We start from the raw sequence: 26,642 nt of genomic DNA on the forward strand, positions 1-26,642 counted from the left end.
AGGTGTCGATTTGGTGGGAAAGCCGGCAGGGAAGCCGCTGCTCTTTCTATAAGGAGCAGGTGCGCTGGGCAAGACGCCCATCGCGCCGACCGCCAAATAGGCCAAAGGGCGGGGCCAAGGCAGGAGCAAACGGTTTTGGTTACTTGCCACCAAGACAAAAGTGACCCGCTGTAAAAGCGGAAAAGTGACTCAAACCCAACGCCGCTGCGGCGAATGCACGCCACTCAAACCGCCAAACCGCCAAACGATCAGTGTTGCACCACCAGCGGATACAACGATAACACCAGCAGCAACGCCATCACGCCATTGAACACCCGCACCCGACGCGGGTCGCGCAATACGTTGCGCAGCAGGCTGCCAAACCCCGCCCAGATCCCCACCCCCGGCAGGTTGATCAAACCAAACACCGCCGTGATCACCAACACATTGGTGAAATACCCCTGCATCGGCGTATAGGTCGTGATTGCCCCCACCGCCATCACCCAGGCCTTGGGGTTGACCCACTGAAACAGCGCAGCGGCAAAAAACGTCATGGGCTCGCCGCGTGACGGCCCGTTGTCACCCACCGGCCCGGACGTCGCGATCTTCCAGGCCAGGTACAACAGATACGCACCGCCGACATACCGCAGCAAGGTATAAAACCATGGCCAGCTCTGGAACACACTGCCCAGGCCCAGGCCTACCGCCAGCACCAACACCATGAAGCCGATACTGATACCGAACATATGCGGCACCGTGCGGCGCAAACCGAAGTTCACCCCCGAGGCCAGCAGCATCATGTTATTGGGGCCCGGCGTGATCGAGGAGACCAGCGCAAACAGGGCAAATGCCAGAAGCAGATCGAAAGACATACGGCAATCCGTGCAAACCAGTGAGACAGGTCGCTCACCCTACCCAGACGGCGTCTGGAAACACACGGACAGCTAGAAGAAAGTTTTACCGGTACAGTTTTCGCAAATCAGAAAATCAGTGGAACTGTCAGAGTCGCATTAGCCCTGACGATCCCGGCTGACGACACCCGCGTCGACATTGACTTCGGCGCTGTGGTCAAACTCGCGCACTTGCTGCAGCTGCGGGTTGGCCAGCAACCGGGCCTTGCGAGCGTGATATTCGTCGAACGACAGGCCGCGACGATTAAGGTCTTCCAGCGCCAGTTGCAGGGTTTCTTCAGCGCTGTAAGGGCGTTGCTCGACGGCATGGTGGGTCGAGCAGCCGCTGATCACGGCAACAGAGAACAACAGGGCAAGAGCAGTAAAACGGTGCATGGTGACCTCCTTGGAAGGTTCGATTCGGGAATGAACAAAGGTTAATCCCGCCCCGCTTCCAGCAGAAATCACCGCAACTGATAGTGACTATCGGCGCATTGATGCCTGTTCGATCAACACCTCACGCAGGGCCTGGGCCGCCACCGACAATTGCTGGTCGGCCAAGGTCATCAGGCCAATGCGCCGCTCGATGCGTGGCCCCACCAGCGGGATGCAGCAGGCGCCCAGTTCGTGCATCTGCTCGATACACAGTGCCGGCACGGCGCTGACGCCCAGACCACTGGCAACCATCCGTCCCACTGTCGCCAACTGATGACTCTCGAAGGCCACCGCCAGCCGTCCATGCTGCGCAGCCACCGATTGCTCCAGCAGCAGGCGCACCGCCGAAGGTCTTTGCAAGGCGATGAAGTCCTCTTTGAGCAACTCACTCCAGTGCAACTCGGTACCTCCGGCCAGGGGGGAATCGGCAGGCACCACGGCAACGAAACGGTCTACGCAGAACGGCGTGAAATGCAGTGAGTGGCCAGGCTCCGGTTCGAAACCGATGCCCAGTTCGACCCGCCGCTGGCGGACCATCTCCAGCACCTCTTCGTTGATCACATCGTGCACCGCGATATTGACCCGCGGGTAACGTTCACGGAACACCTTCAAGGCCCCCGGCAAACGGTTGCCGGCATACGAAGGCATCGCCGCCAATGAAACCTTGCCCATTTGCAGGGTAAAACGCTGGTGCAGCAATTCTTCGGTGTTGTCCCAGTCAGCCAGCAACTGGCGAGCCAGCGGCAGCAGGGTTTCGCCTTCCGGGGTGAGGTTTACGCTGCGTGTGGTGCGAATCAGCAACTGCCCCCCCAGCGACTCTTCAAGCCCCTTGATCGTCAGGCTCAGGGCCGGTTGTGACAGGTGCAGGCGCTCACCGGCCTGGGCAAAGCTCAGGCATTCGGCAACCGCCACGAAGGCGCGCAGGTGTTTGACGTTCATTGTTTTGTCTTTCTTATCAAACCATCAGAAAAACAAAATTAACAAATCATTCGCCAAGACAGAAGATGTCAACAACGCGATTCAGTGACAGAGCAACTAGCCTGTTCATTGCAGCGACAACGACAACAACAATGACCAGAGGCCGACATCATGGCTGGACTCGACAAACGAGTGGCGACCTACGAGCAAGCCCTCGAAGGGCTGACCGACAACATGACCGTGCTGTGTGGCGGCTTCGGGCTGTGCGGCATACCGGAAAACCTGATTGCCCAGATCAAGCGCATGGGCACCCGTGGCCTGACCGTTGTGTCCAATAACTGCGGGGTCGACGGGTTTGGCCTGGGCATCCTGCTCGAAGACCGGCAGATCCGCAAAATGATCTCTTCCTACGTCGGTGAGAACGCGCTGTTCGAGCAACAGTTACTCAGTGGCGCGCTGGAAGTCGACCTCACCCCGCAGGGCACCCTGGCCGAGAAACTGCGTGCCGGCGGTGCCGGGATTCCGGCCTTCTACACCGCCACCGGCTTCGGCACGCCGGTGGCCGAAGGCAAGGAGAGCCGCCAGTTCAACGGCCGCGATTACATTCTTGAAGAAGCCATCACCGGTGATTTTGCCCTGGTCAAAGGCTGGAAGGCCGACCACTTCGGCAATGTGATCTACCGGCATACCGCGCAGAACTTCAACCCGCTGGTGGCCACCGCCGGAAAAATCACGGTGGTGGAGGTCGAAGAAATCGTCGAGCCCGGCGAGCTCGACCCGGCGCATATCCACACCCCGGGTATCTACGTCGACCGGCTGATCCTCGGCAGCTTCGAGAAACGCATCGAAAAGCGCACCCTCAAGGCCTGAGAAAGGAGTTGCACCATGGCACTTTCCCGCGAACAAATGGCACAACGGGTCGCCCGCGAACTCAAGGACGGCTACTACGTCAATCTGGGCATCGGCATCCCGACCCTGGTCGCCAACTACGTACCAGACGGCATTGACGTGATGCTGCAATCGGAAAACGGCCTGCTGGGCATGGGCGAGTTTCCCACCGAGCAGACCGTCGACGCCGACATGATCAATGCCGGCAAACAGACCGTCACAGCCCGCCGCGGCGCATCGATTTTCCACTCCGCCGACTCGTTCGCGATGATTCGCGGCGGGCATGTCGACCTTACGGTGCTGGGCGCATTCGAAGTCGATGTGCAGGGCAACATCGCCTCCTGGATGATCCCCGGCAAGCTGATCAAAGGCATGGGCGGTGCCATGGACCTGGTCGCCGGTGCCGAGAACATCATCGTCACCATGACCCACGCCTCCAAGGACGGCGAGTCGAAACTGCTGGATCGTTGCGAACTGCCGCTGACCGGCGCCGGGTGCATTCGCCGGGTGCTGACCGACCTGGCTTATCTGGAGATCGACAACGGTGCCTTCATCCTGCGCGAACGTGCGCCGGGCATCAGCGTCGAGGAAATCGTCGCCAAGACCGCCGGCCGGCTGATCGTGCCCGACGATGTGATTGAAATGCGTTTCTGAATCATCGAGGCCCCGTCAGGGGCCTCGAACGTTGTGCCTTCAAAAAAACAATAAAGAGGTATTGCTATGTCGTCCGCTTCCCTCCAGGAAAGCCGCTCCGCGCGCTTTGCCCTGCGCTGCTCGGCCTGGGCCGAGCGCTGGTTTCCCGATGCCTGGGTATTCGCCGCCCTGGCCGTACTGATCGTCACGCTTGCGGTGCTGGGCATGGGCGCCAAGCCTGCCGACACCGCCAAGGCATTTGGCGATGGCTTCTGGAGCCTGATTCCCTTCACCCTGCAAATGGCGTTCGTGGTGATCAGCGGCTACGTGGTCGCCAGCTCGCCACCGGCGGTGCGTCTGATCGACCGCCTGGCACGCCTGCCGTCCAATGGCCGCAGTGCGGTGGCCTGGGTGGCGCTGATCTCGATGCTCGCCTCCTTGCTCAACTGGGGCCTGTCGCTGGTGTTCGGCGGCCTGCTGGTACGCGCACTGGCACGGCGCAAGGATCTGAAAATGGACTACCGCGCCGCCGGTGCCGCCGCCTATCTGGGCCTGGGCGCAGTGTGGGCGCTGGGCATCTCGTCGTCGGCTGCGCAACTGCAGGCCAACCCCGGCAGCCTGCCGCCGTCGATCCTGGCCATCACCGGGGTCATCCCGTTCACCGAAACCATCTTCCTCTGGCAGTCCGGGGTGATCCTGCTGGTGCTGATCGTGCTGTCGATCATCGTCGCCTACGCCACCGCGCCAGGCCCGGCCAATGCCCGCAGTGCCGAGGACTGTGGCGTGGACCCGGCTTTCAACCTGCCACCGCTGGCGCCGCGCACCCGTCCTGGCGAGTGGCTGGAATACAGCCCGCTGCTGATCATCGTGATGGTGGCGCTGGGGGTCGGCTGGCTGATCAACGAGTTCAGCAGCAAACCGGCGATCACCGCCATCTCGGGCCTGAACACCTATAACTTCCTGTTCATCATGCTCGGCGCCCTGCTGCACTGGCGCCCGCGCAGCTTCCTTGATGCGGTGGCGCGTGCCGTGCCGACCACCACCGGGGTGCTGATTCAGTTCCCGTTGTACGGCTCGATCGCCGCGCTGATGACCACCGTCAAAGGCAGCGATGCGCAGACCCTGGCGCACCATATCTCGCTGTTCTTCACCAGCATCGCCACCCACGATACCTATGCGGTGCTGATGGGCGTCTACTCGGCCGTGCTGGGCTTCTTCATCCCCTCCGGTGGCGGCAAGTGGATCATCGAAGCACCCTACGTGATGCAGGTGGCCAATGAACTGCAGTACCACCTGGGCTGGGCGGTGCAGATCTACAACGCCGCCGAGGCATTGCCGAACCTGATCAACCCGTTCTACATGCTGCCGCTGCTCGGCGTACTGGGTCTCAAGGCCCGGGAGCTGATTGGCTTCTCGTTCGTGCAGTTGCTGGTGCACGCGCCGGTTGTGCTGTTTCTGCTCTGGGCGCTGGGCACAACCTTGAGCTACACCCCACCGGTCATGCCTTAAGGGCAGTTGCAAGCGATAAGCGTCACGCTCCAGGCTATGCGGTGTTGCCCTCAGTCTGCCGAAACCGGGGTCAACACCGGCTGGCCGGCAAAGAACGCCTGCAGGTTATCGCGTACCAATTGCACAGAGTCATGCGAAGCCTCTGGCGACAGGCCCGCCACGTGGGGGGTAAGCACCACATTGGCGAGGCTCTTGAACGCATCCGGCACGTTCGGCTCATCATCGAATACGTCCAGCGCAGCGCCGGCGATGCGCTGTTCGCGCAAGGCGCCGAGCAGTTCCTGGGTATCGACCACGCTGGCCCTGGCGATATTCACCAGATAACCCTGCGGGCCAAGCGCCTGGAGCACTTCGTCATCGACCAGATGGCGGGTATTGGCGCCACCCGGCGTGGCCAGAACCAACACGTCGGAGGCCTCGGCCAGCTCGCGCACCGAGCGATACCAGACATAATCCACATCACTGCGTGCGCGCCGATTGTGATAAGCGATGGGCATGTCAAAGGCGGCTGCGCGCCGGGCGATGGCCTGGCCCACTGCGCCCAGGCCAAGGATGCCCAGGCGTTTGCCAGCCAGCGAGGGGCGCATCGCCTTGCGCCACTCGCCACGACGTACCGACGCATCGGCCTGGGGGATGTCGCGCATCACCGCCAACAGCAGGGCCATGGCATGGTCGGCCACGGTCGATGCATTGACGCCGGCACCGTTGGTGACCACGATGCCACGGGCCTGGGCGGCCGCCACATCGACCTTTTCATAACCCGCCCCGCTGACGCAGATGATCCGCAGGTTCGGCAGGGCGTCCATTTCTTCGGCAAACAGCCCCAGCGGCCCACGGGTCACTACGGCCTGGATTTCGTCGCCATGTCGGGCGATCGCCTCGGCACGCAGCTCGGGGGTCTGCGCACGGATCAACCGAAAACCGCTGTCTTCAAGTATCGGCAGATAGTCGTTGAGGTTTTCGACCAGTACCAGCAGGGTCGTCATGGAAATCAGTCCTCGGTCCAGATAAAACACTGACAGTAACCCGAGAGGCTCTGCCTGCACAGTAACGGATCGCTAGCCCGGACGCCGACTGCGCTTTTTCGCGGCATACATGGCTTGATCTGCATGCCGAAACAACTGCGCCAGATCACTGGCATCATCAGGGTAGCGGGCGATGCCGATGCTTGATGAGATACGCCAGCTCTGCCCTTCCAGCAGGACCGGAGCCTTCAGCGCACGATCAATGACTTGCGCCACCTGATCGGCGTCAGCATCGTCATGAATGCGCTCAAGAAGCACCACAAACTCGTCGCCACCGATCCGCGCAACGGTGTCAATGGCCCGGACACAGGCTTTCAGGCGCCGGGCGACTTCCTGCAGCAAGGCGTCGCCGGCCGCATGCCCGAGCGTGTCGTTGACCTGTTTGAACTTGTCCAGATCCAGATACAGCACCGCCAACCGGTCACCGTGCCGGTCTGCCTGCTGCACCGCATGCTGCAAACGCTCGTTGAGCAAGGTGCGGTTGGCCAGTTGGGTGAGCGGGTCATAGCGGGCCATCGCATGCAGCCGTTCATAGAGCTGCTGACGCTCGATGGCGGTGGCCACGTGGCTGGACACCAGTTGCAACAAGTCCAGATCACGCGGGGTGTAAAGCGGCGCATCGAGCTCGCCCTTGATCAGCAGCGCGCCGATAATTCCGCTGGCGGTTTGCAGGGGTACGCCGAGCCGGTCGCAGCGCAGCACCGGCCGACCGCGACTGAAGACCTCCGTGGCCAGGGCGCGGGCAGCGTCATGCGGTTCATCGTCGGGGTAGACAAGCGAGTAGCGTGCGGGCTCGCCTTGGCACAGGACAATCGACAGATAGCGAGCGCCGAGCAAACCTGCGAGGATCTTATGAATCCGCTCGAACAGGCAGGCAAGGTCGGTACTGCCATTGGCCGCCTCGGAAATTTCCAGCAGCGTGGCGCGCAGGCTGTCGGCGCGCTTGAGTTCAGTGATATCCCGGGCCACAGCGATACGCAGGTGGTCCGACGGCGACCAGCACGCCGACCACATCACATGCACGACATGACCGCTCTTGTGCAGGTAGCGATTTTCAAAGTGTAACTGGGGATTGCCGGCCATGATGTCGGCGGCGGCCTCAAGGGTCCGCGCCCGATCATCGGGATGCACCAGATCAAGCATCTGGGCACCGATCAGTTCCTGAGGGTGGTAGCCGAAAATCCGCTCGAATGCCGCGCTGATGTAGACATAGCGTCCCTCTGTGTCCACTACGCAAATCGCATCCATGAGCCTGTCGACGAACCCCTCCAGTACCTGGTTGGCGATATTTACCATAGGGAAATACCCGCAGATGTGGGACGGTCATACCCGCGACGCATTTGCTGCCCAGACTGACAGCCGATATTGTCCTGTTTCAGTCCAATAGTGCCCAACTAAAAGGCTTTTTGCCATCAGCCGCCTGCGAGGGTGACGGACGGCGAGTTACCGATAAGGAATCGCGTGCATGAGTTCATTTGCTTCGCTGAGCAGGTTACTGACGGTTACCACCCTGACCGGTGCCATGCTGCTGTCAGCATCCCCCATGGCTTCTGGATCCCCCGGCAAAGCGCTGAGCGAAAAGGCCGGCCTGCCCTGGCCGGCAGTGATTGCCCATCGCGGCGCCTCATTCGATGCCCCCGAAGAAACCCTGCCGGCCTTTATCCTGGCCCGCGAGTTGGGTGCCGACTACCTGGAACTGGACCTGCAACGCAGCAAGGACGGGGTCCTGCTTGCCCTGCACGACGACAGCCTGGTACGTACCACCAACATCGCCGAGGTGTTCCCGGCCCGTGCCCAAGAGCCGGTAAGCAGCTTTACCCTGGCTGAGCTCAAGCAACTGGATGCCGGCTCGTGGTTCAACAAGGCCTACCCGGCGCGGGCGCGGGACAGTTATGCGGGCCTGAAGATCCTGACTCTGGATGAGGTGATCGACATCGCCGAAGGTGGCGCCAACAAGCCCGGCCTGTACATCGAAACCAAACAGCCGCAGCAATTTCCCGGCATCGAAGCCGACCTCAAGCAAGCGCTGGAGAAACGCGGCTGGCTGCGTGAGCGCCCTGCGGCTGCGCCCGGTCAGGTCAACGTCGCGCAGTTGCCCGGCCGGGTCGTGCTGCAAACCTTCGACAAAACCAGCCTGCAACTGCTGCACAAGGAAATGCCTCAGGTGCCCAAGGTCTTGCTGCTATGGATAGGCCAGGGTGCCATCGCGCCAAAATCCAGCGTGGCGTTCAAAGACTCGGGGTTCAAGGACAAAGCGGCCTGGTACGCCAGCCAGGAAGTCAAATCAGAAGCCGAGTTTGCCGCCTGGATCGACTGGGCAAAGGCCAATGGTGCAATCGGCACCGGCCCTGCGAGCCGGCTGGCCGACGGCGGTGAGCAGAGCTACATGGATCTGGTCAAACCGTGGATGAACACCATGACCCACGCCAAGGGGCTGATCATTCATCCTTATACCGTGGACAATGCTGTGGACTTCAACGCTATCAGCGCTGCCGGCGTCGATGGCTTTTTCACCAATCGCCCGGCGCAACTGCTGGAGTTCTACGCACGCCCGGCCAAAGAGACGGTCGATAGCCTACTCAAACGCAACGGCTATTGAGTTACTGTCCCGCAGGCCGGGTAGTCTGCCTGCCGCAATCGGCAGGTGGACACGGGCTTGCCCAACCATCACACAGCTTTTTTTAACCCAGCGACTTTTCATGGCAAGCCTGGTGTAAGCTCGCAGGTCGTCGCCAACCGAACGAGAGGCTTATGCAGTCCCCCTTCAGACGCTCGACCCTTGCCGCGCTGTGCGGATTCGCCTTGCAAGACCAGGCAATCACTCTGTTGCCCACGGCCGCCGACTATCGTCGTTGCCTGCTGGAGAAAATCGCCTCGGCTACCCGGCGCATCTATATCATCGCCCTGTATCTGCAACAGGATGAAGCCGGTCAGGAAATCCTCGATGCCCTGTATGCGGCCAAGGTCGCCCGCCCCGGTCTTGAAGTGCGGGTCCTGGTCGACTGGTTCCGTGCCCAGCGCGGGCTGATCGGTGCCGGTCGCCAGCCGGGTAACAGCACCTGGTATCAGGCGCAGCATCTGGAATACGACGTCGAAGTTCCGGTCTATGGTGTACCGGTGCAGACCCGCGAGCTGTTCGGCGTACTGCACCTCAAGGGCAGTGTCATCGATGACGAGGTGCTCTACACCGGCGCCAGCATCAATAACGTCTATCTGCACAAGCTGGACAAGTACCGGCTGGACCGCTACCACCTGATCCACAACGCGCCATTGGCAGACAGTTTTGTCATGCTGGTACAGCAGGAGATCATCGGCTCGCCGGCAGTGCACCGCCTGGACCTGCCGCAACCGCCCAGCTCAAAGAGCCTGCGCGGTGAGATCCGCGCCTTGCGCAGCCAGCTCAAACGCGCCAGCTACAACACCGATGCAGGCAGCCTGGAAAATGGCGAAATGCGCGTCATCCCGCTATTGGGTGTCGGCCCGCGCAACCGCCTGAACCGCACCATCTGCGATCTGATCGCCAGCAGCCAGAGCCAGCTGACCATCTGCACGCCGTACTTCAATCTGCCGGTCGCTGTGACCCGTGAAATCAACCGCGCACTCAAGCGTGGCGTGGTGGTCGACATCATCGTCGGCGACAAGACCGCCAACGACTTCTTCATTGCACCTGAAGAGCCGTTCAAGGTGATCTCTGCCCTGCCCTATCTTTACGAAATCAGCCTGCGCCGTTTTGCCCGCAAGCACCAGACGGCAATCGCCCGGGGGCGGCTGAATCTGCACCTGTGGAAGCATGGCGACAACACCTACCACCTCAAGGGCATGTGGGTCGATCAACGTTATACCCTGCTGACCGGCAACAACCTCAACCCACGTGCGTTCAATCTGGATCTTGAAAACGGCCTGCTGATCGATGACCCTAAGGGGCAATGGCTCGACCCGCGCGCAGCCGAGCTGGCCAGCCTGATGCAACATACCCGGCGGGTCGACAATTTCGAGCAATTGCAGACCCTGGCCGAGTATCCCGAAGGCGTGCACAAGTTCCTGCGCCGGGTCAGCCGGGTGAAGATCGAGCGGTTGCTGTACCGGATTCTCTGAAGAACCCGGTACGACTTGCTCGACGCACTCTGCAAGAGCGGCTTTAGCCGCGAAAAACGGTGCCGAGCATCGCGGCTGAAGCCGCTCCTACAGCAGCCCTGCGCTACGCAGCGCCTGTAGCGCTTGCAGCCAGCGTGGCTGGCTGCGGTAGTCGGTGCTGGCATGGCTCTGGCCACGCATGCGCGCCAGCCGGGGCGAGGGCTTGACCTTGAGGCGCTGCGCGGCGCTCAGGGCAAGTTCAGCGCTGGCGCGATCGTTGCACACCAGCCCCATGTCACAACCGGCGCTCAGCGCGGCTTCGATACGGCTGGCAGCGTCGCCCACCACATGGGCGCCAGCCATCGACAGGTCATCACTGAAAATCACCCCATCGAAGCCCAGCTCACCGCGCAGAATGTCTTGCAGCCAGCGCCGGGAAAAGCCCGCCGGCTGGTTGTCGACCTGCGGATAAATCACATGGGCAGGCATCACCGCGGCCAATTTCTGGCTCAGGCGGGCAAAAGGCACCAGGTCCTGGGCACGGATACTGTCCAGGCTGCGTTCATCGTTGGGGATCGCGACGTGCGAGTCCGCCTCAGCCCAACCATGCCCCGGAAAATGCTTGCCGGTCGCCGCCATACCGGCTTCATTCATACCCCGGATGAAGGCACCTGCCAGTTGCGCGGCACGTTCCGGATCTCCTTCGAACGAGCGGGTGCCGACCACCGCACTGCGCTCATGATCCAGGTCCAGAACGGGGGCGAAGCTCAGGTCCAGGCCCACCGCCAGCACCTCGGTCGCCATCAGCCAGCCGCAATGGGCTGCCAGCGCCTCGGCATCCGGACAGGCAGAAATGGCGCGCATGGCCGGCAGACGCACGAACCCTTGACGCAGACGCTGAACGCGTCCGCCTTCCTGATCCACCGCCAGCAGCAGGTCCGGACGCACAGCGCGAATCGACGCACTCAGTTCACGAACCTGGCGTGGATGCTCGATATTGCGGGCAAAAACAATCAGGCCACCGATTTGCGGTTGGCGCAGTAGATGACGGTCTTCAGCAGTCAGCCAGGTACCGGCGACATCGACCATCAAGGAGCCTTGCAGGCCAGAACTCATAGAAAACACCATTACCTTGGATCAAGCCGGCATGGTGCTTGATCCTGCAGCCCGGTGCAACGCAGCCGTACTCAGGCCTTGACCGCGGCGGTGTTGGTTACCGCAGCGACCTTGCTGCGCGGCCTGAGCTGGGCGGCGATCATCTGCGGATCAGTGACGCCGGTTTGCGCACGCATGCCGGCCGCCAGAAACGGCACCATCAGGCGCATGACCTGCTCGATCGAGGTATTGATGCCGAAGTCATTCTCGGAAATGGCCCGCAGCGCCTTGATGCCCGACATGCTGAATGCCGCAGCACCGAGCATGAAGTGCACGCGCCAGAACAGCTCGATCGGTGGAATGCATGGCGCGGCCTCATTGACCAGCACCATATACCGGCGAAACACCTTGCCGTACATGTCTTCAAGGTAACGCCGCAGATGCCCCTGGCTCTGGCTGAACGCCAGGCCCAGCAGGCGCATGAAGATCGACAGGTCGTTACCGCTGCGCGGCTGCACCGCCATGGCCTGCTCGACCAGGATACCCAGCAGTTCCTCAAGGTCAGGCTTGTGCTCCGGCTGGGCCTGACGGCGCTCCAGCTCACGCTCAAGGCTCGCGCAGAACGGCCCGAGAAAGCGCGAGAACACTGCCTGGATCAAGGCTTTTTTGGAGCCGAAATGATAATTGACCGCTGCGAGGTTGACCGACGCCTTGCTGGTGATCAGGCGCAAGGACGTCTCGGCGAAGCCCTTCTCGGCGAACAACTGTTCGGCAGCATCAAGAATACGTTCTACGGTTTCCGACTGGGCCATGGCTCTCTGCCTGACAAAACAATCGTTTGAAACATACGTTTCAGGCAGGCGGTTTGTCAAGCGGGCGGTTCATTTTGTGGCTGAACAGTCACGCATTCAAGCCACGCCGACGAGCGATCCATCCAGCCAGGCGCCTGGCCGTTCGGCACAAAGATTCAAAAGCATGATTGCCAAGCCGCCTTCACTGTATATAATCCCAGGCACTGTACAAAAAGACAGAGCGCACGACATGATCAAACTGACGCCCCGCCAGGCCGAAATCCTGGACTTCATCAAACGTTGCCTCGAAGACAACGGCTACCCGCCAACCCGGGCGGAGATAGCCCAGAAGCTCGGCTTCAAATCACCGAATGCCGCTGAAGAACACCTCAAGGCCCTGGCCCGCAAAGGCGCCATCGAGATGACGCCGGGCGCCTCGCGAGGCATCCGCATCCCAGGTTTCGAAGCCCGCCAGGCCGACGACAGCAGCCTGCCGATCATCGGCCGGGTTGCCGCCGGCGCACCGATCCTCGCCCAGCAGCACATCGAGGAGTCATGCAACATCAACCCGACCTTCTTTCATCCAAGCGCCGACTACCTGTTGCGCGTCCACGGCATGAGCATGAAGGACGTCGGCATCCTCGATGGCGACCTGCTGGCAGTACACACCACTCGCGAAGCACGCAACGGGCAGATCGTGGTAGCCCGGATCGGTGACGAAGTCACAGTCAAGCGCTTCAAACGCGAAGGCAACAAGGTCTGGCTGATTGCTGAAAACCCTGAGTTCGCGCCTATCGAGGTCGATCTCAAGGAGCAGGAACTGGTCATCGAAGGCTTGAGCGTCGGCGTGCTGCGCCGCTAAGGGAGAACACCATGCAGTTTCATCCGGCCCCTCACACCCAATTACCACTGTTCGAAGCATTCCTGGCCCAGCCCATCGCCCCTTCCCTGCAGGAGCTGCCCCAGGCATTCCGGGAGACGGCACCGCAGGTGTTCAGCGAAGTGTCATTGCGTGGAGCGGCCGGAAGCTGCCTGAGCCTGCTGGCGCCAATTCTTAGAGATTTGAGTGAGGAGCAGGATCCACGCTGGCTCAGCCTGATCGCTCCGCCTGCCAGCCTGACCCAGGCATGGCTACGTGAGGCGGGCCTGAACCGGGAGAGAATCCTGATTCTGCAGCCCCGCGGCACACAAACCGCTCTGGCACTTGCTCGCGAGGCATTACGGCTGGGGCGCAGTCACACAGTGGTGAGCTGGCTCAATCCCCTCAGCGCAGCTGCACGGCAACAGCTGACGGCTGCGGCCCGTATCGGTGAAGCGCAAAGCCTGAATATCCGATTGGGCTGATCGCCCGACGGGCCTCAATGCAGAACCCGGGGTCCGTCTTCTTCTTTTTCCAGCACACCTTCGGCCAGACGGCCGGCCATCTGCACGCCGACGCTCAACATGGCTTTGGCGACTTCAACGTGCTGACCTTGCAGAAACACCTTGGCGTCCTCCGAAAAATTCAGAGTGACCAGCGAGCCCTCATCCTCGGCACGACGCAGCTCGATACGGCCGTCAGGAAGCTCGACAATTTCAAGAAAAGAGGTAGGCATCAGTACAAATACTCCGCGAAAGGCGGGCAGTGTAACAGCCTGCACTGATGCGTACATCAAGCTTGTATCAGAACTCGTTCATCCCCTGGCGAAAACGCACCGCCAGTGACTTGATCGATTGCCGCCAGCTTTCCAGCTCGTCACGGGTCAAGCCCTGCTCCGGCTCTGGCTCATCATCCAGATTCACTGCCTGGATGATCGGCTGGGTGACATCGCCCTTGGGCTTGACCGGCGCACGTGGCGGCTCGAACAACGCTGCATAGGCCGCCAACAATTGACCCAGCCAGGTATGCCGGTTCTGCGCCAGCTCGATCAACTCGCCCAGCTCAGGGATGGCAACGCTTTCCAGCACCTCAGGCGCCAGCAACAGTTCGGCGCGTGGTGCCCCGGCTTGCGGCAGGCGGTAGTAACCGGCGATCTCGTGACACAGGCCCAGCAAAGCGCCGTACAGATGAAACAACACAGTTTCACGGCCAGCCTGGATCTGCGCCTGGGCATTCATGGCCTGGCCTTGCTCAGCCTTGCCCAGGGTTTCCAGAGCCAGGCCGGCGAAGAAAATCTTCTGATTGGTGCGGGTGTAAAGTTCTTGGGCCATGTCAAAACCTCCCTTGCAGCGTTGGCGAAAAACCGATCAAAGCAAAAAACCCCTTGCCTGGCTGGCAAGGGGATTTCAATCAACGCTTGTCTTCGACCTTCCAGGCGTTGCCATCGTGGAACGCGCGCCAGCCAGTCGGCTTGCCGTCCACTTCGGTCTGGACATACTGCTCCTTGGTCTTGCGGCTGTAGCGCACAACCGCCGGGCGGCCATCAGGGTCCTTGACCGGCGCATCACACAGGAAATGATACTTCGGATCGATTTCCTGTTTATGCGGCACCAGTTCCAGCACCAATGGCGCACGGGTTTCGCGATTTTTCGGGAACTGGCTGGCAGCCAGGAACAGACCTGAAGCACCGTCGCGCAAGATGTAGGTGTCGTCGACCTTCTCGCACTTGAGCTCCGGCATCTTCACCGGGTCCATCTTCGGCGGCGCCGCCTCGCCGCTCTTGAGCAGCTTGCGGGTGTTCTTGCACTCGGCGTTGGTGCAACCGAAAAACTTGCCGAAGCGACCGGTCTTGAGCTGCATTTCACTGCCGCACTTGTCGCATTCCAGGCTCGGGCCTTCGTAGCCCTTGATCCGGTAAGTGCCCTCTTCGATTTCATAGCCGGTGCAATCTGGGTTGTTACCGCAAATGTGCAACTTGTGCTTTTCATCGAGCAGGTAGGCATCCATCGCCGTGCTGCAGATCGGGCAACGGTGCTTGCCGCGCAGTACCCGCGACTCCGATTCACCCTCATCGTCATCGGCAATCTCGTCGCCCGGCGTCAGGTTGACGGTTGCCTTGCAGCGTTCCTTAGGCGGCAGGCTGTAGCCCGAACAGCCAAGAAACACGCCGGTGGACGCAGTGCGGATCTGCATCGGGCGGCCACAAGTCTTGCAAGGGATATCAGTCATCACCGGCTGGTTGGCACGCATGCCGCCCTCAGGCGCCTCGGCGACTTTCAGCTTGGTCTGGAAGTCCTCGTAGAACTCGTCCAGCACGTTTTTCCAGTCCCGCTCACCCTGGGCAACGTCGTCGAGATTCTCTTCCATACCGGCGGTAAAGCCGTAGTCCATCAGATTGGAAAAGCTTTCGCTCAGGCGCTCGGTGACGATATCGCCCATCTTTTCGGAATAGAAACGCCGGTTGTGCAGGGTCACATAGCCGCGATCCTGAATGGTCGAGATGATCGCCGCATAAGTCGATGGACGACCGATACCGCGCTTTTCCATCTCCTTGACCAGGCTGGCTTCAGAGAAGCGTGCTGGCGGCTTGGTAAAGTGCTGGCTGGGGTCGATACCCAGCAAGTCGAGCTTCTCGCCCTCACCCATGTCAGGCAGCACACCGTCGTCACCCGGCTTGGCGATCTGCGGCAAGACCTTGGTGTAACCGTCGAACTTGAGAATACGCCCCTTGGCCCGCAGCTCGAAGCTACCGGCAGTCACGCTGACAGTGGTCGACAGGTATTGCGCCGGTGGCATCTGGCAGGCCACGAACTGGCGCCAGATCAGCTCATACAGGCGCTCGGCGTCACGCTCCATGCCCGACAGCTTGCTGGGGTGGGTGTTGACGTCCGAAGGACGGATCGCTTCGTGCGCCTCCTGGGCGCCTTCCTTGCTGCTGTAGACATTCGGCGCATCAGGCAGGTATTTCTTGCCGAACTCGCTCTCGATGTAGCTGCGCGCCATGCTCACCGCATCGGCCGACAGGTTGGTCGAGTCGGTACGCATATAGGTGATGTAGCCCGCTTCGTAAAGACGCTGGGCCATCATCATGGTCTTCTTCACGCCGAAACCCAGGCGGTTGCTGGCAGCCTGCTGCAGGGTCGAGGTGATGAATGGCGCAGAAGGCTTGCTGCTGGTTGGCTTGTCTTCGCGCTTGGCAATGCTGTAGCTGGAGGCCTTGAGCGTCTCCAGTGCCGCCATGGCCTGGGCTTCGTTAAGCGGTTTGAAAGCCTCGCCGTTCTCGCGGGCCACCTCAAAGCGCACTTTGGCGCCCTTGGCGGTGCCCAGGTCGGCATGCACTTCCCAATACTCTTCCGGGTTGAAGGCGCGGATTTCGCGCTCACGCTCAACCACCAGTTTTACCGCTACCGACTGGACCCGACCGGCCGACAGGCCGCGAGCAACCTTGGCCCAGAGCAGCGGCGAAACCATGTAACCAACGACACGGTCGAGAAAGCGACGCGCCTGCTGGGCATTGACCCGGGCGATATCCAGTTCGCCAGGCTCGGAGAAGGCTTCCTGGATGGCTTTTTTGGTGATCTCGTTGAACACCACGCGCTTGTAGCGCTCATCATCACCACCGATGGCCTCGCGCAGGTGCCAGGCAATGGCTTCCCCTTCGCGGTCCAAGTCCGTTGCCAGGTAAATGGTGTCGGCATCCTTGGCCAGCTTGCGCAGCTCTTCGATGACCTTTTCCTTGCCCGGCAGAATCTCGTACTTGGCTTTCCAGCCCTGATCGGGATCAACGCCCATTCGCGCCACCAGCTGGCGACGGGCCTTTTCCTTGGGGCTCAGCGCCGGAGCCTCGCCGGCAACCGCCTTGCCACGCTTGGCAGCAGGCTCCTTGGAGGCACTGGCCGAACCGCTGGTGGGCAGGTCACGGATATGGCCGATACTCGACTTCACCACGTACTGGTTGCCCAAATACTTGTTGATGGTCTTGGCCTTAGCCGGGGATTCCACGATGACCAGCGATTTGCCCATGGATCAGAAAATTCCTGAATACGATAAATGAAAGACAGACGCGAGCCTGTAAAGGCATCGCTATATATAGTGGCTACAGAGTGAGGTCAAGCCGCGCCAATGGTAGCGTTGCGCCTCACGGCCTGGAAAAAAGACTTTCTTCGGCCTGGACCAAAGCAAAGCGCGGCACGCGCTCGCCGTCAACCTCGACAGTTTCCTGAAACATTGTCAGAGGTCTTACCCACATACCGTAGTCCCCGTACAGCGCTTGATAAAAGACCACGTACTCTTCGGTCTCAGAGTGCCGCGCGACGCTGAAAACGCGGTACTGCGGCCCTTTGTAATGACGATAAAGTCCTGGTTGCAAGTGCATGCGGTAATCCCCGGAAAAAAATTACATATTTTGAAAAAAATGCCGTCGATAAAACGCAAAAGCCGGGGCACAAGGCCCCGGCCAATGCAATCAGGATGAATCAGACCCGCTCAAAGACGGTGGAAATACCCTGACCCAGACCAATACACATGGTTGCCACACCCAAGCGGCCGCCATTTTGTTTCATGACGTTGAGCAAGGTGCCCGAGATCCGCGCACCGGAACAACCGAACGGGTGACCCAAAGCAATCGCGCCGCCATGCAGGTTAACCTTCTCGTTCATCTTGTCGAGCACTTTCAGGTCCTTGAGCACCGGCAGCGCCTGCGCCGCGAACGCTTCGTTGAGCTCGAAGAAGTCGATATCAGCAATCGACAGGCCGGCACGCTTGAGCGCCTTCTGCGTCGCAGGTACAGGTCCGTAGCCCATGATCGCGGGGTCTACGCCGGCCACCGCCATCGAACGGATCACCGCCAACGGCTCCAGCCCCAGGTCTTTGGCACGCTGGGCAGACATTACGATCATGCATGACGCGCCGTCAGTAATCTGCGAACTGGTACCGGCGGTCACGGTGCCGCCCTTGGGGTTGAAGGCTGGCTTCAAGGCTGCCAGGCCTTCCAGAGTGGTCTCGGGACGAATGGTTTCATCCTGAGCAAACACCTTGAGGAAACCGTCTTCGTCATAGCCCTGCATCGGAATGATCTCGTCCTTGAAACGCCCCTCCACAGTGGCCTTGTGGGCCAGTTGGTGAGAGCGCAGGGCGAATGCATCCTGCTGCTCGCGGCTGATGCCATGCATCTTGCCCAGCAACTCGGCAGTCAGCCCCATCATCCCCGAAGCCTTGGCAGCATAGAGCGACAGGTGCGGGTTAGGGTCCACCCCGTGCATCATCCCCACATGGCCCATGTGCTCGACACCGCCGACCACGAAAACATCACCGTTGCCGGTCATGATTGCCTGGGCGGCCGTGTGCAGCGCGCTCATCGACGAGCCGCACAGACGGCTGACCGTCTGGGCTGCCGAGGTATGCGGAATCTGGGTCAGCAGCGAGGCCATGCGGGCGATGTTCCAGCCCTGCTCCAGGGTCTGGTTGACGCAGCCCCAGATCACGTCTTCGACTTCTGCAGGATCGACCTTGCCGTTACGCTCCAGCAGCTTGCTGATCAGGTGCGCCGACATGTCCTCGGCGCGGGTATTGCGGTGCATGCCGCCCTTGGAGCGGCCCATGGGTGTGCGCGCGAAGTCGACGATCACCACATCTCTTGGATTCAGACTCATGGGTTGTTACTCCTTGACTGGCGCTTGACCGAAGAAACGCTGGCCGGTACGGGCCATCTCACGCAGTTTCGCGGTCGGTTCATACAGGGCGCCCAGTTCGGCATAGCGGTCAGCCAGGGCCACGAATTCAGCTACGCCAATCGAATCGATGTAACGCAGTGCCCCACCACGGAACGGAGGGAAGCCAATGCCGTAGATCAGCCCCATGTCAGCCTCGGCGGCCGTCTCGACGATACCGTCTTCAAGGCAGCGGACAGTCTCCAGGCACAGCGGGATCATCATCCAGTTGATGATGTCCTCATCGCTCAGCTCGCGCTGCTCGTAGACAATCGGCTTGAGCACGTCGAGCACCTCAGGGTCGGTGACCTTCTTCGGCTTGCCCTTCTTGTCGGTTTCATACGCATAGAAACCCTTGCCGTTCTTCTGCCCAAGACGCTTGGCGTCATACAGGACATCGATAGCCGAGCGGCGGTCGTCTTTCATCCGATCCGGGAAGCCTTCAGCCATCACGTCGCGACCATGGTGGCCGGTGTCGATACCGACCACGTCCATCAGGTACGCCGGGCCCATCGGCCAGCCGAATTTTTCCATGATCTTGTCAATGCGCACGAAGTCGACACCGGCACTGACCAGCCGGGCAAAACCGCCAAAATACGGGAATAGCACCCGGTTGACCAAAAAGCCCGGGCAGTCATTGACCACAATCGGGTTCTTGCCCATTTTCTTGGCATAGGCAACGGTGGTTGCCACGGCTTGTTCGCTGGACTTCTCGCCACGGATCACTTCCACCAGCGGCATCATGTGCACCGGGTTGAAGAAGTGCATGCCGACGAAGTTTTCCGGGCGTTTGAGCGCCTTGGCCAACAGGTTGATGGAGATGGTCGAGGTGTTCGACGCCAGGATGGTGTTTTCGCCAACCTGTTCTTCCACCTCAGCCAGCACCGCCTGCTTGACCTTGGGATTCTCCACCACAGCTTCGACCACCAGATCGACGTGGCCGAAGTCGCCGTAAGACAGGGTCGGACGAATGGCATTGAGCGCTTCGGCCATTTTTGCCGGCGTCAGGCGGCCTTTCTCGACCCGGTTACCAAGCAGCTTGGACGCTTCGTTGAGACCCAGCTGGATGGCCTCTTCGCGGATGTCCTTCATCAGGATCGGCGTGCCTTTGACCGCTGACTGGTAGGCGATGCCGCCTCCCATGATGCCCGCGCCCAGCACCGCCGCCTGCTTGACCTCGCGGGCTTGCGCATCATAGGCCTTGGCCTTGCGCTTGAGCTCTTGATCGTTAAGGAACAGGCCAATCAGGCTCTGCGCGGCAGAGGTCTTGGCCATTTTGACGAAGCCTGCGGCCTCGACTTCAAGTGCCTTGTCACGACCGAAACTGGCAGCTTTCTGAATGGTCTTGATCGCTTCGACCGGCGCCGGGTAGTTGGGGCCGGCTTGACCGGCGACAAAGCCCTTGGCTGTCTCGAAGGCCATCATCTGCTCGATCGCATTGAGCTTGAGCTTTTCGAGCTTGGGCTGGCGCCTGGCCTTGTAATCGAACTCGCCGCTGATCGCGCGCTTGATCAGATCCAGCGCCGCTGCGCGGAGCTTGTCGGCCTCGACCACGGCATCGACTGCACCGACTTTCAGCGCATCTTCGGCGGTGTTTTCCTTACCCGAAGCAATCCATTCGATGGCGTTGTCGGCACCGATCAGACGTGGCAGGCGCACTGTGCCGCCAAACCCGGGGTAGATGCCCAGCTTGACTTCCGGCAGGCCGACTTTGGCACCGCTGGCCATGACTCGGTAGTCGGCCGCCAGGCACATTTCCAGGCCACCGCCCAGTGCAATGCCATTGATCGCGGCCACAGTCGGCACACCCAGGTCTTCAAAGTCGCTGAAGATCCGGTTGGCCTGCAGGTTGCCGGCGATCAGCTCGGCGTCGGGCAACTGGAAATTGTCGACGAACTCGGTGATATCGGCGCCGACAATGAAGACATCCTTACCGCTGGTGACGATCACCCCGGTGACCGACGCATCGGCCTTGAGGGTATCGACCACCTGACGCAACTCGTCGAGGGTAAGGCGATTGAACTTGTTGACGGACTCACCCTTGAGATCGAAATTCAATTCGACGATGCCACCTTCAAGAGCCGTAACCGTGATGGCTTTACCTTCGTAAATCATCAACTGATCTCCACGATATGGAAGCTGAACAATACACACCGGGCCTTACAGCCCGACGAGACCACGACGTCGCCGTCAATGAACACACCAGATCACAGGCTCACCGCCGACGTGGCAGTCCGAATTCTGTAAGAGCCGTCTGACACCAAACGCTCAATTCATACGCCCGTTTGACTTGGGTACGCACACCTTCATGCAAAACCGGTTAATTGTCAATTCGCCGCCCCGGTCATCAATACCGTGCTTCGGCCAGATGCCAGCCTTGCCTGGAAAACAGAATAGTCGCTGCCAGTCGCATTCCCCTGTTCGAGGAGTGGCGCGACGAAGTATGGGTCAAAGTTCATCCCTTGCCCGTGCACCGTCATGGTTCACAGCAATAAATAGTAAGGAAAGAAAGCGACAAAACGGAGCAAAGCGGCTAGAGTTCAGCCAGCGCTGAAGCGATGACCGTTCGAGGCACTGCAACCACGGCATTGCACCGTCAGCCCACAGAATTACCGGCCTGCCTGGCCACCCCCGGCCCGATATGACTATCGGGCTTTTTTATGGGCGACGATCAGAGCCGGGCGAGCGCCTTCATCGCCTCATTAATATGCTGCAACACTTGAGCATCGCCACGCTCACCCCAGTACAGGGAGAGCATCCGGGCATCCACCTCGACCTTGTAGACATCGCCCGGCAACCCTTGCAAATGAGCCATGACCCGCTCATCCGCGCAAGGCTCACGCCAGCGATTGACCCACGTCCCCGGCTCGGTTTGCCAGTATTGCCATTGGCCAGATTCTGCCGACCGGCGCGGGCAGTGATACTGCGCGCAGGAACCAGGCGGCTCGCGCAGCAACCAGTGCGGCCACTCTTCCCGTGCCAGTTGCATACCCAGCCCCAGGCGCCGTGCTTCAAGGCGCAGCGCCATTCTTGTGCTCTGTCTGCGTGATGGCAGCATCCACACCAGCGGGCTGAGCATCACACAAATGATTGACAGAATGATCCAGCCCGTCATATTTCTTGCCCCCGCGCTATCCAGACCAGATAACAATCATTAATAAAACGGCCGCTAGAAGGCCTGCCCAGACGGGCGCGAAAAGGCCATACTGGCTTCAACGCATTGTTCCGGAGGTTACTCTCATGCCGTATCAACACATTTTGGTCGCCATAGACCTGACCGACGAATGCGACCCGGTCATCAAGCGCGCTCGCCTGCTGGCCCAGGCCAGCGGTGCCACGTTATCTTTCGTGCATATCGTCGAACCCATGGCCATGGCCTTTGGTGGCGACGTGCCGATGGACCTGTCCCAGTTGCAGCAGCAGCAATTTGACCAGGCCCAGGCGAAGCTGGACCTTATCAAACAGAAATACCCGGAAGTTCTGGTCGGCAAAAGCCACCTGACCTATGGCCAGCCACGCCAGGAAATCCACAAACTGGCCAAGGAGCACGGCTGCGACCTGATCGTCGTTGGCAGCCACGGCCGCCACGGCCTGGCCCTGTTGCTGGGTTCTACAGCCAATGACGTGCTGCACGGTGCGCCTTGTGATGTGCTTGCAGTACGCCTGAACAAGCAGGACTGATACTGCAACGCGCCTGACGCAGTCTGGCAGGTGCGCGCCCTGTGGCGCGCCCTGCCCGTCTGTCAGTCGTCCAGTTCAGCCCAGCGCTCCAACAGCGCATCCAGCTCAGCCTGGACCGTCTCGACCTGGGCCAGTACCGCCGTAACCTCGGTAGACGGCCGCTGATAGAACGCCGGCTGGGTGATTTGCTCGTTCAACGCCGCCAAGCGGGTTTCAGTTTCGTCGATCCGGCCAGGCAAGGCCTCCAGTTCGCGCTGCTCCTTGTAGCCGAGCTTTTTCTTCGCCACTGGTGCGGCCTGCACCGGTGCAGCGCTTGCTGTTGGCTTGGGTGCGACCACAGCACTATTGAGTTCCGATTTGCCTGACTTGCTGTCAGTCACTCCCAACAGACGTGGCGAGCCGCCCTGACGCAACCAGTCCTGGTAGCCACCGACGTACTCACGGACCTTGCCACCGCCCTCGAAAACCAGGGTACTGGTGACCACGTTGTCCAGGAAGGCCCGGTCGTGGCTGACCATCAACACGGTACCTTTGTAGTTCGACAGAACCTCTTCGAGCAACTCCAGGGTTTCAACGTCCAGGTCGTTGGTAGGCTCGTCAAGCACCAGCAGGTTGGCCGGCTTGCTGAACAGCTTGGCCAGCAACAGCCGCGCCCGCTCACCACCGGACAGCGCCTTGACCGGCGTGCGGGCACGCTGCGGGCTGAACAGGAAATCGCCCAGGTAACTCAGTACGTGGCGATTCTGGCCGTCGATCTCGATAAAGTCGCGACCTTCGGAAATGTTGTCGATGACGGTCTTTTCCAGATCCAGCTGATGGCGCAACTGGTCAAAGTAAGCGACCTCAAGCTTGGTCCCTGTCTGCACGTCACCGCCGGTCGCCTGCAGATCGCCCAGCATCAGTTTGAGCAGGGTGGTCTTGCCGGTACCGTTGGCACCCAACAGGCCAATCCGGTCCTCGCGCTGCAGGACCATAGAGAAGTCCTTGACCAGCTCAGGACCGCCCGGATGGGCGAAGCTGACATTTTCCAGCACGATGACCTGCTTGCCGGATTTCTCCGCCGACTCGATCAGAATATTGGCCTTGCCGGTCCGTTCACGACGCTCACTGCGCTCGACACGCAACGCCTTGAGCGCACGCACACGACCTTCGTTACGGGTGCGCCGCGCCTTGATCCCCTGGCGAATCCAGACTTCTTCCTGAGCCAGACGCTTGTCGAACAGCGCATTGGCGGTTTCTTCGGCGGCCAGCATCGCTTCCTTGTGCACCAGAAAACTTGCGTAGTCGCCGTTCCAGTCGATCAGCCCGCCGCGATCAAGCTCCAGAATGCGGGTCGCCAGGCTCTGCAGGAAGGCCCGGTCGTGGGTGATGAACAAGACCGCGCCCTGGAAGTCCTTGAGTGCCTCTTCGAGCCAGGCAATCGCACCGATATCCAGGTGGTTGGTCGGTTCGTCGAGCAACAGCAGGTCAGGCTCGCAGACCAGCGCCTGGGCCAGCAGCACCCGACGGCGCCAGCCACCGGACAACTCGGCCAGGGTCTTGTCAGCCGGCAACTGCAGGCGGCTCAGGGTGCTGTCGACCACCTGCTGCAGGCGCCAGCCATCACGGGCTTCCAGCTCCTGCTGAACATGCATGAGTTTGTTCAGGTCGTCTTCGGTGACGCAGTTCTGGGCCAGATGGTGATATTCAGCCAGCAGCGAGCCAACCCCGTCCAGGCCTTCGGCGACCACATCGAACACGGTGCGCTCATCAGCCGCCGGCAGCTCCTGAGGCAACTCGCCAATTTTCAGGCCAGGTGCGCGCCAGATACTGCCGTCGTCGGGCTTTTGAACGCCCTTGACCAGCTTGAGCATGCTGGATTTGCCTGTGCCATTGCGGCCGATGATGCACACCCGCTCACCGCGGGCGATCTGCCAGGAGACCTTGTCCAGCAACGGCATGGCGCCGAATGCAAGGGACACTTCGCTGAATTTGAGCAGGGTCATGAGCTTCTCCAAAAACCGGGCGCGCATTCTACCCGAGATAGAGTCCCGCTGTCGGCAGCAGGACGAAATGACTCGCTTGCACCCCCGGTAATTATTTTTGGACACGTCACAGGCAGTCGCGCCACTTTCAACTCAAGCAGGCAAAAGGCTAAAGTAACGGCACTTTTCACGACTCAACAGCCCGGAAGTCCCATGCGCGGTCGTTTGTTCAGCCTAGTATCCTGTCTGCTTCTTTCCGCAACCGCCGCCATGCAGGTCCAGGCAGCGGATATCACCCAACAGCGCAAACTCTATGACGAGGCCAAGAGAGCCCTGGCCAAAGGCGACACCGGCCCCTACATGCGCTCTGCCGCAGCGCTGGCCGACTACCCGTTGCAACCGTATCTGGAATACGACGAACTGACCGCCCGTCTGAAGAGCGCCAGCAACGCCGAAATAGAAAAGTTTCTCGCCGAGCACGGCGACCTGCCCCAGGCCAACTGGATGAAATTGCGCTGGCTGCGCTGGCTGGCCGAGCGCGGTGACTGGCAGACCTTCGTCAAGTATTACGATGAAAAGATGAATTTCACCGAGCTGGACTGCCTGTACGGCCAGTACCAGATCAACAACGGTCAGCGCGCCGAAGCCTACGCCAGCGCAGAAAAACTGTGGATGACCAGCAAGAGCCTGCCAGGCTCGTGCGATACGCTGTTCGCCCAGTGGGCCGCTGCCGGGCAATTGACCGAGCAGAAGCGTTGGCAGCGCGCCAAGCTGGCCGCCCAGGCACGCAACTACAGCCTGGCAACCACACTGGTCAACAGCCTCAATTCGCTGGCACCGCAGGGCAAGCTGTTGCTGGCGGTGGCGCAGAAACCGGAAATGCTCGACAACCCGGCGCAGTTCAGGCCGGTGGACGAAGCCATGTCGGATGTGGTCGGTCTCGGTCTGCGGCGCCTGGCCCGCCAGGATCCGCCGAAAACCCTGGCGATGCTCGACAGCTACGCCACCACAATGCACTTCTCCAAAGAAGAAAAGGTCGAGATCGCCAAGGAGATTGGCCTGACCCTGGCGCGTCGTTATGACGACCGGGCACTGGAGATCATGAGCCGCTACGACCCTGACCTGCACGATGACACCGTCAGCGAATGGCGCATGCGCCTGCTGTTGCGCCTGGGGCGCTGGCAAGAAGCTTATGACCTGGCACGCCGCCTGCCGGCCGACCTGGCCGACACCAACCGCTGGCGCTACTGGGAAGCGCGTGCGCTAGAGCTGGCGCAACCGGGCAACCCGCAAATTCCGGCCTTGTACAAACAAGTCGCGCAAGAACGGGACTTCTATGGTTTTCTGGCCGCCGACCGCACCCAGAGCCCGTACCAGTTGAACAACAAACCGCTGGTTCTTAGCCAGGCCACGATCAACAAGGTGCGCAACACCCCCGGCATTCGCCGTGCGCTGGAATTTCACAATCGCGGCGAGATCGTCGATGGCCGTCGCGAGTGGTACCACGTCAGCCGGCACTTCAACCGCGACGAAATGGTTGCCCAGGCCAAACTGGCCTATGACCTGAAATGGTACTTCCCGGCAATCCGCACCATCAGCCAGGCCAAGTATTGGGATGATCTGGATATCCGCTTCCCGATGGCTTATCGCGACACGCTGGTGCGCGAAGCCAAAGTACGGGGCCTGCATTCGAGCTGGGTATTTGCTATCACCCGTCAGGAAAGTGCGTTCATGGACGACGCCCGTTCCGGCGTGGGCGCCAGTGGCCTGATGCAGTTGATGCCGGCCACGGCCAAAGAGACCGCAAAACGCTTCAATATTCCGCTGGCCTCACCGCAACAGGTGTTCAACCCCGATACCAATATTCAGCTGGGCGCGGCGTTTCTGAGCCAGGTGCACGGGCAGTTCAACGGCAACCGGGTATTGGCGTCGGCGGCCTACAACGCAGGTCCAGGACGGGTGCGTCAGTGGCTCAAGGGTGCCAACCACCTGGCATTCGATGTCTGGGTGGAAAGCATCCCGTTCGACGAGACGCGCCAGTATGTGCAGAACGTGTTGTCGTACTCGGTGATCTACGGCCAGAAGCTGAATAACCCACAGCCGCTGGTGGACTGGCACGAGCGGTTCTTTGACGATCTGTAGGACCGGCCGGGCTGTCGTGCTGCAAACACGGCACCTCGCAGGAGCCGCTTT

The 26,642-nt window shown here is 60.6% G+C and carries 24 protein-coding genes; 9 read left to right on the forward strand and 15 right to left on the reverse strand.

Going from position 1 to position 26,642, the window contains the following annotated elements; all coding sequences use genetic code 11:
- Positions 1-248 precede the first annotated feature (248 nt).
- The 3 genes from NRB16_RS21425 to NRB16_RS21435 form a co-directional block, all read right to left on the reverse strand.
- On the reverse strand, positions 249-851 hold the full coding sequence (locus tag NRB16_RS21425) for a LysE family translocator (protein WP_045493264.1): 603 nt from the start codon (positions 849-851) through the stop codon (positions 249-251).
- 138 nt (positions 852-989) lie between these two features.
- On the reverse strand, positions 990-1,265 hold the full coding sequence (locus NRB16_RS21430; protein WP_253141374.1) for a hypothetical protein: 276 nt from the start codon (positions 1,263-1,265) through the stop codon (positions 990-992).
- Positions 1,266-1,352: 87 nt separating this feature from the next.
- Positions 1,353-2,243: a LysR family transcriptional regulator gene (locus NRB16_RS21435; protein ID WP_257106881.1), complete on the reverse strand. Its 891-nt coding sequence runs from the start codon at positions 2,241-2,243 to the stop codon at positions 1,353-1,355.
- A gap of 150 nt (positions 2,244-2,393) precedes the next feature.
- On the opposite strand from NRB16_RS21435, the gene NRB16_RS21440 reads away from it, so the two are divergent.
- From NRB16_RS21440 to NRB16_RS21450, 3 genes are all read left to right on the forward strand, one after another.
- Positions 2,394-3,092, forward strand: a complete 699-nt coding sequence (locus NRB16_RS21440) for a CoA transferase subunit A (protein ID WP_257106882.1) — start codon at positions 2,394-2,396, stop codon at positions 3,090-3,092.
- Positions 3,093-3,107: 15 nt separating this feature from the next.
- The gene (locus tag NRB16_RS21445) at positions 3,108-3,764 is read left to right on the forward strand and encodes a CoA transferase subunit B (RefSeq protein ID WP_253117936.1); all 657 of its coding nucleotides are present in this window, start codon (positions 3,108-3,110) and stop codon (positions 3,762-3,764) included.
- A 66-nt stretch (positions 3,765-3,830) separates the two neighbouring features.
- Positions 3,831-5,252: a short-chain fatty acid transporter gene (locus tag NRB16_RS21450; RefSeq protein ID WP_253117935.1), complete on the forward strand. Its 1,422-nt coding sequence runs from the start codon at positions 3,831-3,833 to the stop codon at positions 5,250-5,252.
- 50 nt (positions 5,253-5,302) lie between these two features.
- Here NRB16_RS21450 and NRB16_RS21455 read toward each other — a convergent pair whose 3' ends face one another.
- The gene (locus NRB16_RS21455) at positions 5,303-6,238 is read right to left on the reverse strand and encodes a 2-hydroxyacid dehydrogenase (RefSeq protein ID WP_253141376.1); all 936 of its coding nucleotides are present in this window, start codon (positions 6,236-6,238) and stop codon (positions 5,303-5,305) included.
- A gap of 72 nt (positions 6,239-6,310) precedes the next feature.
- Positions 6,311-7,573: a diguanylate cyclase domain-containing protein gene (locus tag NRB16_RS21460; RefSeq protein ID WP_257106883.1), complete on the reverse strand. Its 1,263-nt coding sequence runs from the start codon at positions 7,571-7,573 to the stop codon at positions 6,311-6,313.
- Between the two features lie 226 nt (positions 7,574-7,799).
- On the opposite strand from NRB16_RS21460, the gene NRB16_RS21465 reads away from it, so the two are divergent.
- Entirely contained in the window at positions 7,800-8,876 is a 1,077-nt protein-coding gene (locus tag NRB16_RS21465; protein WP_257106913.1) for a glycerophosphodiester phosphodiesterase, read from the forward strand.
- A gap of 152 nt (positions 8,877-9,028) precedes the next feature.
- Complete coding sequence (gene pssA, locus NRB16_RS21470; protein WP_257106884.1) at positions 9,029-10,372, forward strand: CDP-diacylglycerol--serine O-phosphatidyltransferase; 1,344 nt, start codon at positions 9,029-9,031, stop codon at positions 10,370-10,372.
- Between the two features lie 87 nt (positions 10,373-10,459).
- On the opposite strand, the gene nagZ is transcribed toward pssA, so the two are convergent.
- Positions 10,460-11,455, reverse strand: coding sequence for a beta-N-acetylhexosaminidase (gene nagZ, locus NRB16_RS21475; protein WP_173426727.1), 996 nt, complete (start codon positions 11,453-11,455; stop codon positions 10,460-10,462).
- A gap of 83 nt (positions 11,456-11,538) precedes the next feature.
- On the reverse strand, positions 11,539-12,258 hold the full coding sequence (locus NRB16_RS21480) for a TetR/AcrR family transcriptional regulator (RefSeq protein WP_045493293.1): 720 nt from the start codon (positions 12,256-12,258) through the stop codon (positions 11,539-11,541).
- Positions 12,259-12,487: 229 nt separating this feature from the next.
- Here NRB16_RS21480 and lexA point away from each other — a divergent pair, with 229 nt between their 5' ends.
- Positions 12,488-13,099 (forward strand): transcriptional repressor LexA, encoded by a 612-nt coding sequence (gene lexA, locus NRB16_RS21485; protein WP_045493296.1) that lies wholly within the window; start codon positions 12,488-12,490, stop codon positions 13,097-13,099.
- A gap of 11 nt (positions 13,100-13,110) precedes the next feature.
- Positions 13,111-13,581 carry an SOS-induced cell division inhibitor SulA gene (gene sulA / locus NRB16_RS21490; RefSeq protein ID WP_045493299.1) on the forward strand — a complete coding sequence of 157 codons (471 nt, stop codon included), beginning with the start codon at positions 13,111-13,113 and terminating at the stop codon, positions 13,579-13,581.
- 14 nt (positions 13,582-13,595) lie between these two features.
- Here sulA and NRB16_RS21495 read toward each other — a convergent pair whose 3' ends face one another.
- From NRB16_RS21495 to NRB16_RS21525, 7 genes are all read right to left on the reverse strand, one after another.
- Positions 13,596-13,832: a hypothetical protein gene (locus NRB16_RS21495; RefSeq protein WP_045493302.1), complete on the reverse strand. Its 237-nt coding sequence runs from the start codon at positions 13,830-13,832 to the stop codon at positions 13,596-13,598.
- A gap of 67 nt (positions 13,833-13,899) precedes the next feature.
- The gene (locus NRB16_RS21500) at positions 13,900-14,427 is read right to left on the reverse strand and encodes a DUF6586 family protein (protein ID WP_253141395.1); all 528 of its coding nucleotides are present in this window, start codon (positions 14,425-14,427) and stop codon (positions 13,900-13,902) included.
- A gap of 79 nt (positions 14,428-14,506) precedes the next feature.
- Positions 14,507-17,119 (reverse strand): type I DNA topoisomerase, encoded by a 2,613-nt coding sequence (topA, locus tag NRB16_RS21505; protein WP_253141399.1) that lies wholly within the window; start codon positions 17,117-17,119, stop codon positions 14,507-14,509.
- 115 nt (positions 17,120-17,234) lie between these two features.
- The gene (locus NRB16_RS21510; RefSeq protein WP_045493310.1) at positions 17,235-17,471 is read right to left on the reverse strand and encodes a DUF1653 domain-containing protein; all 237 of its coding nucleotides are present in this window, start codon (positions 17,469-17,471) and stop codon (positions 17,235-17,237) included.
- A 100-nt stretch (positions 17,472-17,571) separates the two neighbouring features.
- Positions 17,572-18,747 (reverse strand): acetyl-CoA C-acyltransferase FadA, encoded by a 1,176-nt coding sequence (gene fadA / locus NRB16_RS21515; protein ID WP_257106885.1) that lies wholly within the window; start codon positions 18,745-18,747, stop codon positions 17,572-17,574.
- 6 nt (positions 18,748-18,753) lie between these two features.
- Positions 18,754-20,919, reverse strand: a complete 2,166-nt coding sequence (gene fadB, locus NRB16_RS21520) for a fatty acid oxidation complex subunit alpha FadB (protein WP_257106886.1) — start codon at positions 20,917-20,919, stop codon at positions 18,754-18,756.
- 556 nt (positions 20,920-21,475) lie between these two features.
- Positions 21,476-21,919 (reverse strand): hypothetical protein, encoded by a 444-nt coding sequence (locus NRB16_RS21525; RefSeq protein WP_045493318.1) that lies wholly within the window; start codon positions 21,917-21,919, stop codon positions 21,476-21,478.
- A gap of 125 nt (positions 21,920-22,044) precedes the next feature.
- On the opposite strand from NRB16_RS21525, the gene NRB16_RS21530 reads away from it, so the two are divergent.
- Positions 22,045-22,485 (forward strand): universal stress protein, encoded by a 441-nt coding sequence (locus NRB16_RS21530; protein WP_045493321.1) that lies wholly within the window; start codon positions 22,045-22,047, stop codon positions 22,483-22,485.
- Positions 22,486-22,547: 62 nt separating this feature from the next.
- Here the strand turns inward: NRB16_RS21530 and NRB16_RS21535 are convergent, their stop codons facing one another.
- Positions 22,548-24,470, reverse strand: a complete 1,923-nt coding sequence (locus NRB16_RS21535; protein WP_045493323.1) for an ATP-binding cassette domain-containing protein — start codon at positions 24,468-24,470, stop codon at positions 22,548-22,550.
- Positions 24,471-24,662: 192 nt separating this feature from the next.
- Between NRB16_RS21535 and NRB16_RS21540 the strand changes: the two genes are divergently transcribed.
- Complete coding sequence (locus NRB16_RS21540; RefSeq protein ID WP_257106887.1) at positions 24,663-26,591, forward strand: transglycosylase SLT domain-containing protein; 1,929 nt, start codon at positions 24,663-24,665, stop codon at positions 26,589-26,591.
- Positions 26,592-26,642 lie beyond the last annotated feature (51 nt).

It is taken from the genome of Pseudomonas sp. LJDD11 (assembly GCF_024584215.1).
Taxonomy (GTDB): domain Bacteria; phylum Pseudomonadota; class Gammaproteobacteria; order Pseudomonadales; family Pseudomonadaceae; genus Aquipseudomonas.

Bases quoted from the DNA above. Each gene is read 5' to 3' on its own strand.
- NRB16_RS21430 (WP_253141374.1), bottom strand. From the start codon at position 1,265: ATGCACCGTTTTACTGCTCTTGCCCTGTTGTTCTCTGTTGCCGTGATC.
- NRB16_RS21425 (WP_045493264.1), bottom strand. From the start codon at position 851: ATGTCTTTCGATCTGCTTCTGGCATTTGCCCTGTTTGCGCTGGTCTCC.
- NRB16_RS21480 (WP_045493293.1), bottom strand. From the start codon at position 12,258: ATGGCCCAGTCGGAAACCGTAGAACGTATTCTTGATGCTGCCGAACAG.
- pssA (WP_257106884.1), top strand. From the start codon at position 9,029: ATGCAGTCCCCCTTCAGACGCTCGACCCTTGCCGCGCTGTGCGGATTC.
- NRB16_RS21450 (WP_253117935.1), top strand. From the start codon at position 3,831: ATGTCGTCCGCTTCCCTCCAGGAAAGCCGCTCCGCGCGCTTTGCCCTG.
- NRB16_RS21445 (WP_253117936.1), top strand. From the start codon at position 3,108: ATGGCACTTTCCCGCGAACAAATGGCACAACGGGTCGCCCGCGAACTC.
- NRB16_RS21455 (WP_253141376.1), bottom strand. From the start codon at position 6,238: ATGACGACCCTGCTGGTACTGGTCGAAAACCTCAACGACTATCTGCCG.
- NRB16_RS21535 (WP_045493323.1), bottom strand. From the start codon at position 24,470: ATGACCCTGCTCAAATTCAGCGAAGTGTCCCTTGCATTCGGCGCCATG.
- NRB16_RS21500 (WP_253141395.1), bottom strand. From the start codon at position 14,427: ATGGCCCAAGAACTTTACACCCGCACCAATCAGAAGATTTTCTTCGCC.
- topA (WP_253141399.1), bottom strand. From the start codon at position 17,119: ATGGGCAAATCGCTGGTCATCGTGGAATCCCCGGCTAAGGCCAAGACC.
- fadA (WP_257106885.1), bottom strand. From the start codon at position 18,747: ATGAGTCTGAATCCAAGAGATGTGGTGATCGTCGACTTCGCGCGCACA.
- lexA (WP_045493296.1), top strand. From the start codon at position 12,488: ATGATCAAACTGACGCCCCGCCAGGCCGAAATCCTGGACTTCATCAAA.
- NRB16_RS21440 (WP_257106882.1), top strand. From the start codon at position 2,394: ATGGCTGGACTCGACAAACGAGTGGCGACCTACGAGCAAGCCCTCGAA.
- NRB16_RS21540 (WP_257106887.1), top strand. From the start codon at position 24,663: ATGCGCGGTCGTTTGTTCAGCCTAGTATCCTGTCTGCTTCTTTCCGCA.
- NRB16_RS21465 (WP_257106913.1), top strand. From the start codon at position 7,800: ATGCTGCTGTCAGCATCCCCCATGGCTTCTGGATCCCCCGGCAAAGCG.
- NRB16_RS21525 (WP_045493318.1), bottom strand. From the start codon at position 21,919: ATGACGGGCTGGATCATTCTGTCAATCATTTGTGTGATGCTCAGCCCG.
- NRB16_RS21530 (WP_045493321.1), top strand. From the start codon at position 22,045: ATGCCGTATCAACACATTTTGGTCGCCATAGACCTGACCGACGAATGC.
- NRB16_RS21510 (WP_045493310.1), bottom strand. From the start codon at position 17,471: ATGCACTTGCAACCAGGACTTTATCGTCATTACAAAGGGCCGCAGTAC.
- NRB16_RS21460 (WP_257106883.1), bottom strand. From the start codon at position 7,573: ATGGTAAATATCGCCAACCAGGTACTGGAGGGGTTCGTCGACAGGCTC.
- fadB (WP_257106886.1), bottom strand. From the start codon at position 20,919: ATGATTTACGAAGGTAAAGCCATCACGGTTACGGCTCTTGAAGGTGGC.
- NRB16_RS21495 (WP_045493302.1), bottom strand. From the start codon at position 13,832: ATGCCTACCTCTTTTCTTGAAATTGTCGAGCTTCCTGACGGCCGTATC.
- sulA (WP_045493299.1), top strand. From the start codon at position 13,111: ATGCAGTTTCATCCGGCCCCTCACACCCAATTACCACTGTTCGAAGCA.
- NRB16_RS21435 (WP_257106881.1), bottom strand. From the start codon at position 2,243: ATGAACGTCAAACACCTGCGCGCCTTCGTGGCGGTTGCCGAATGCCTG.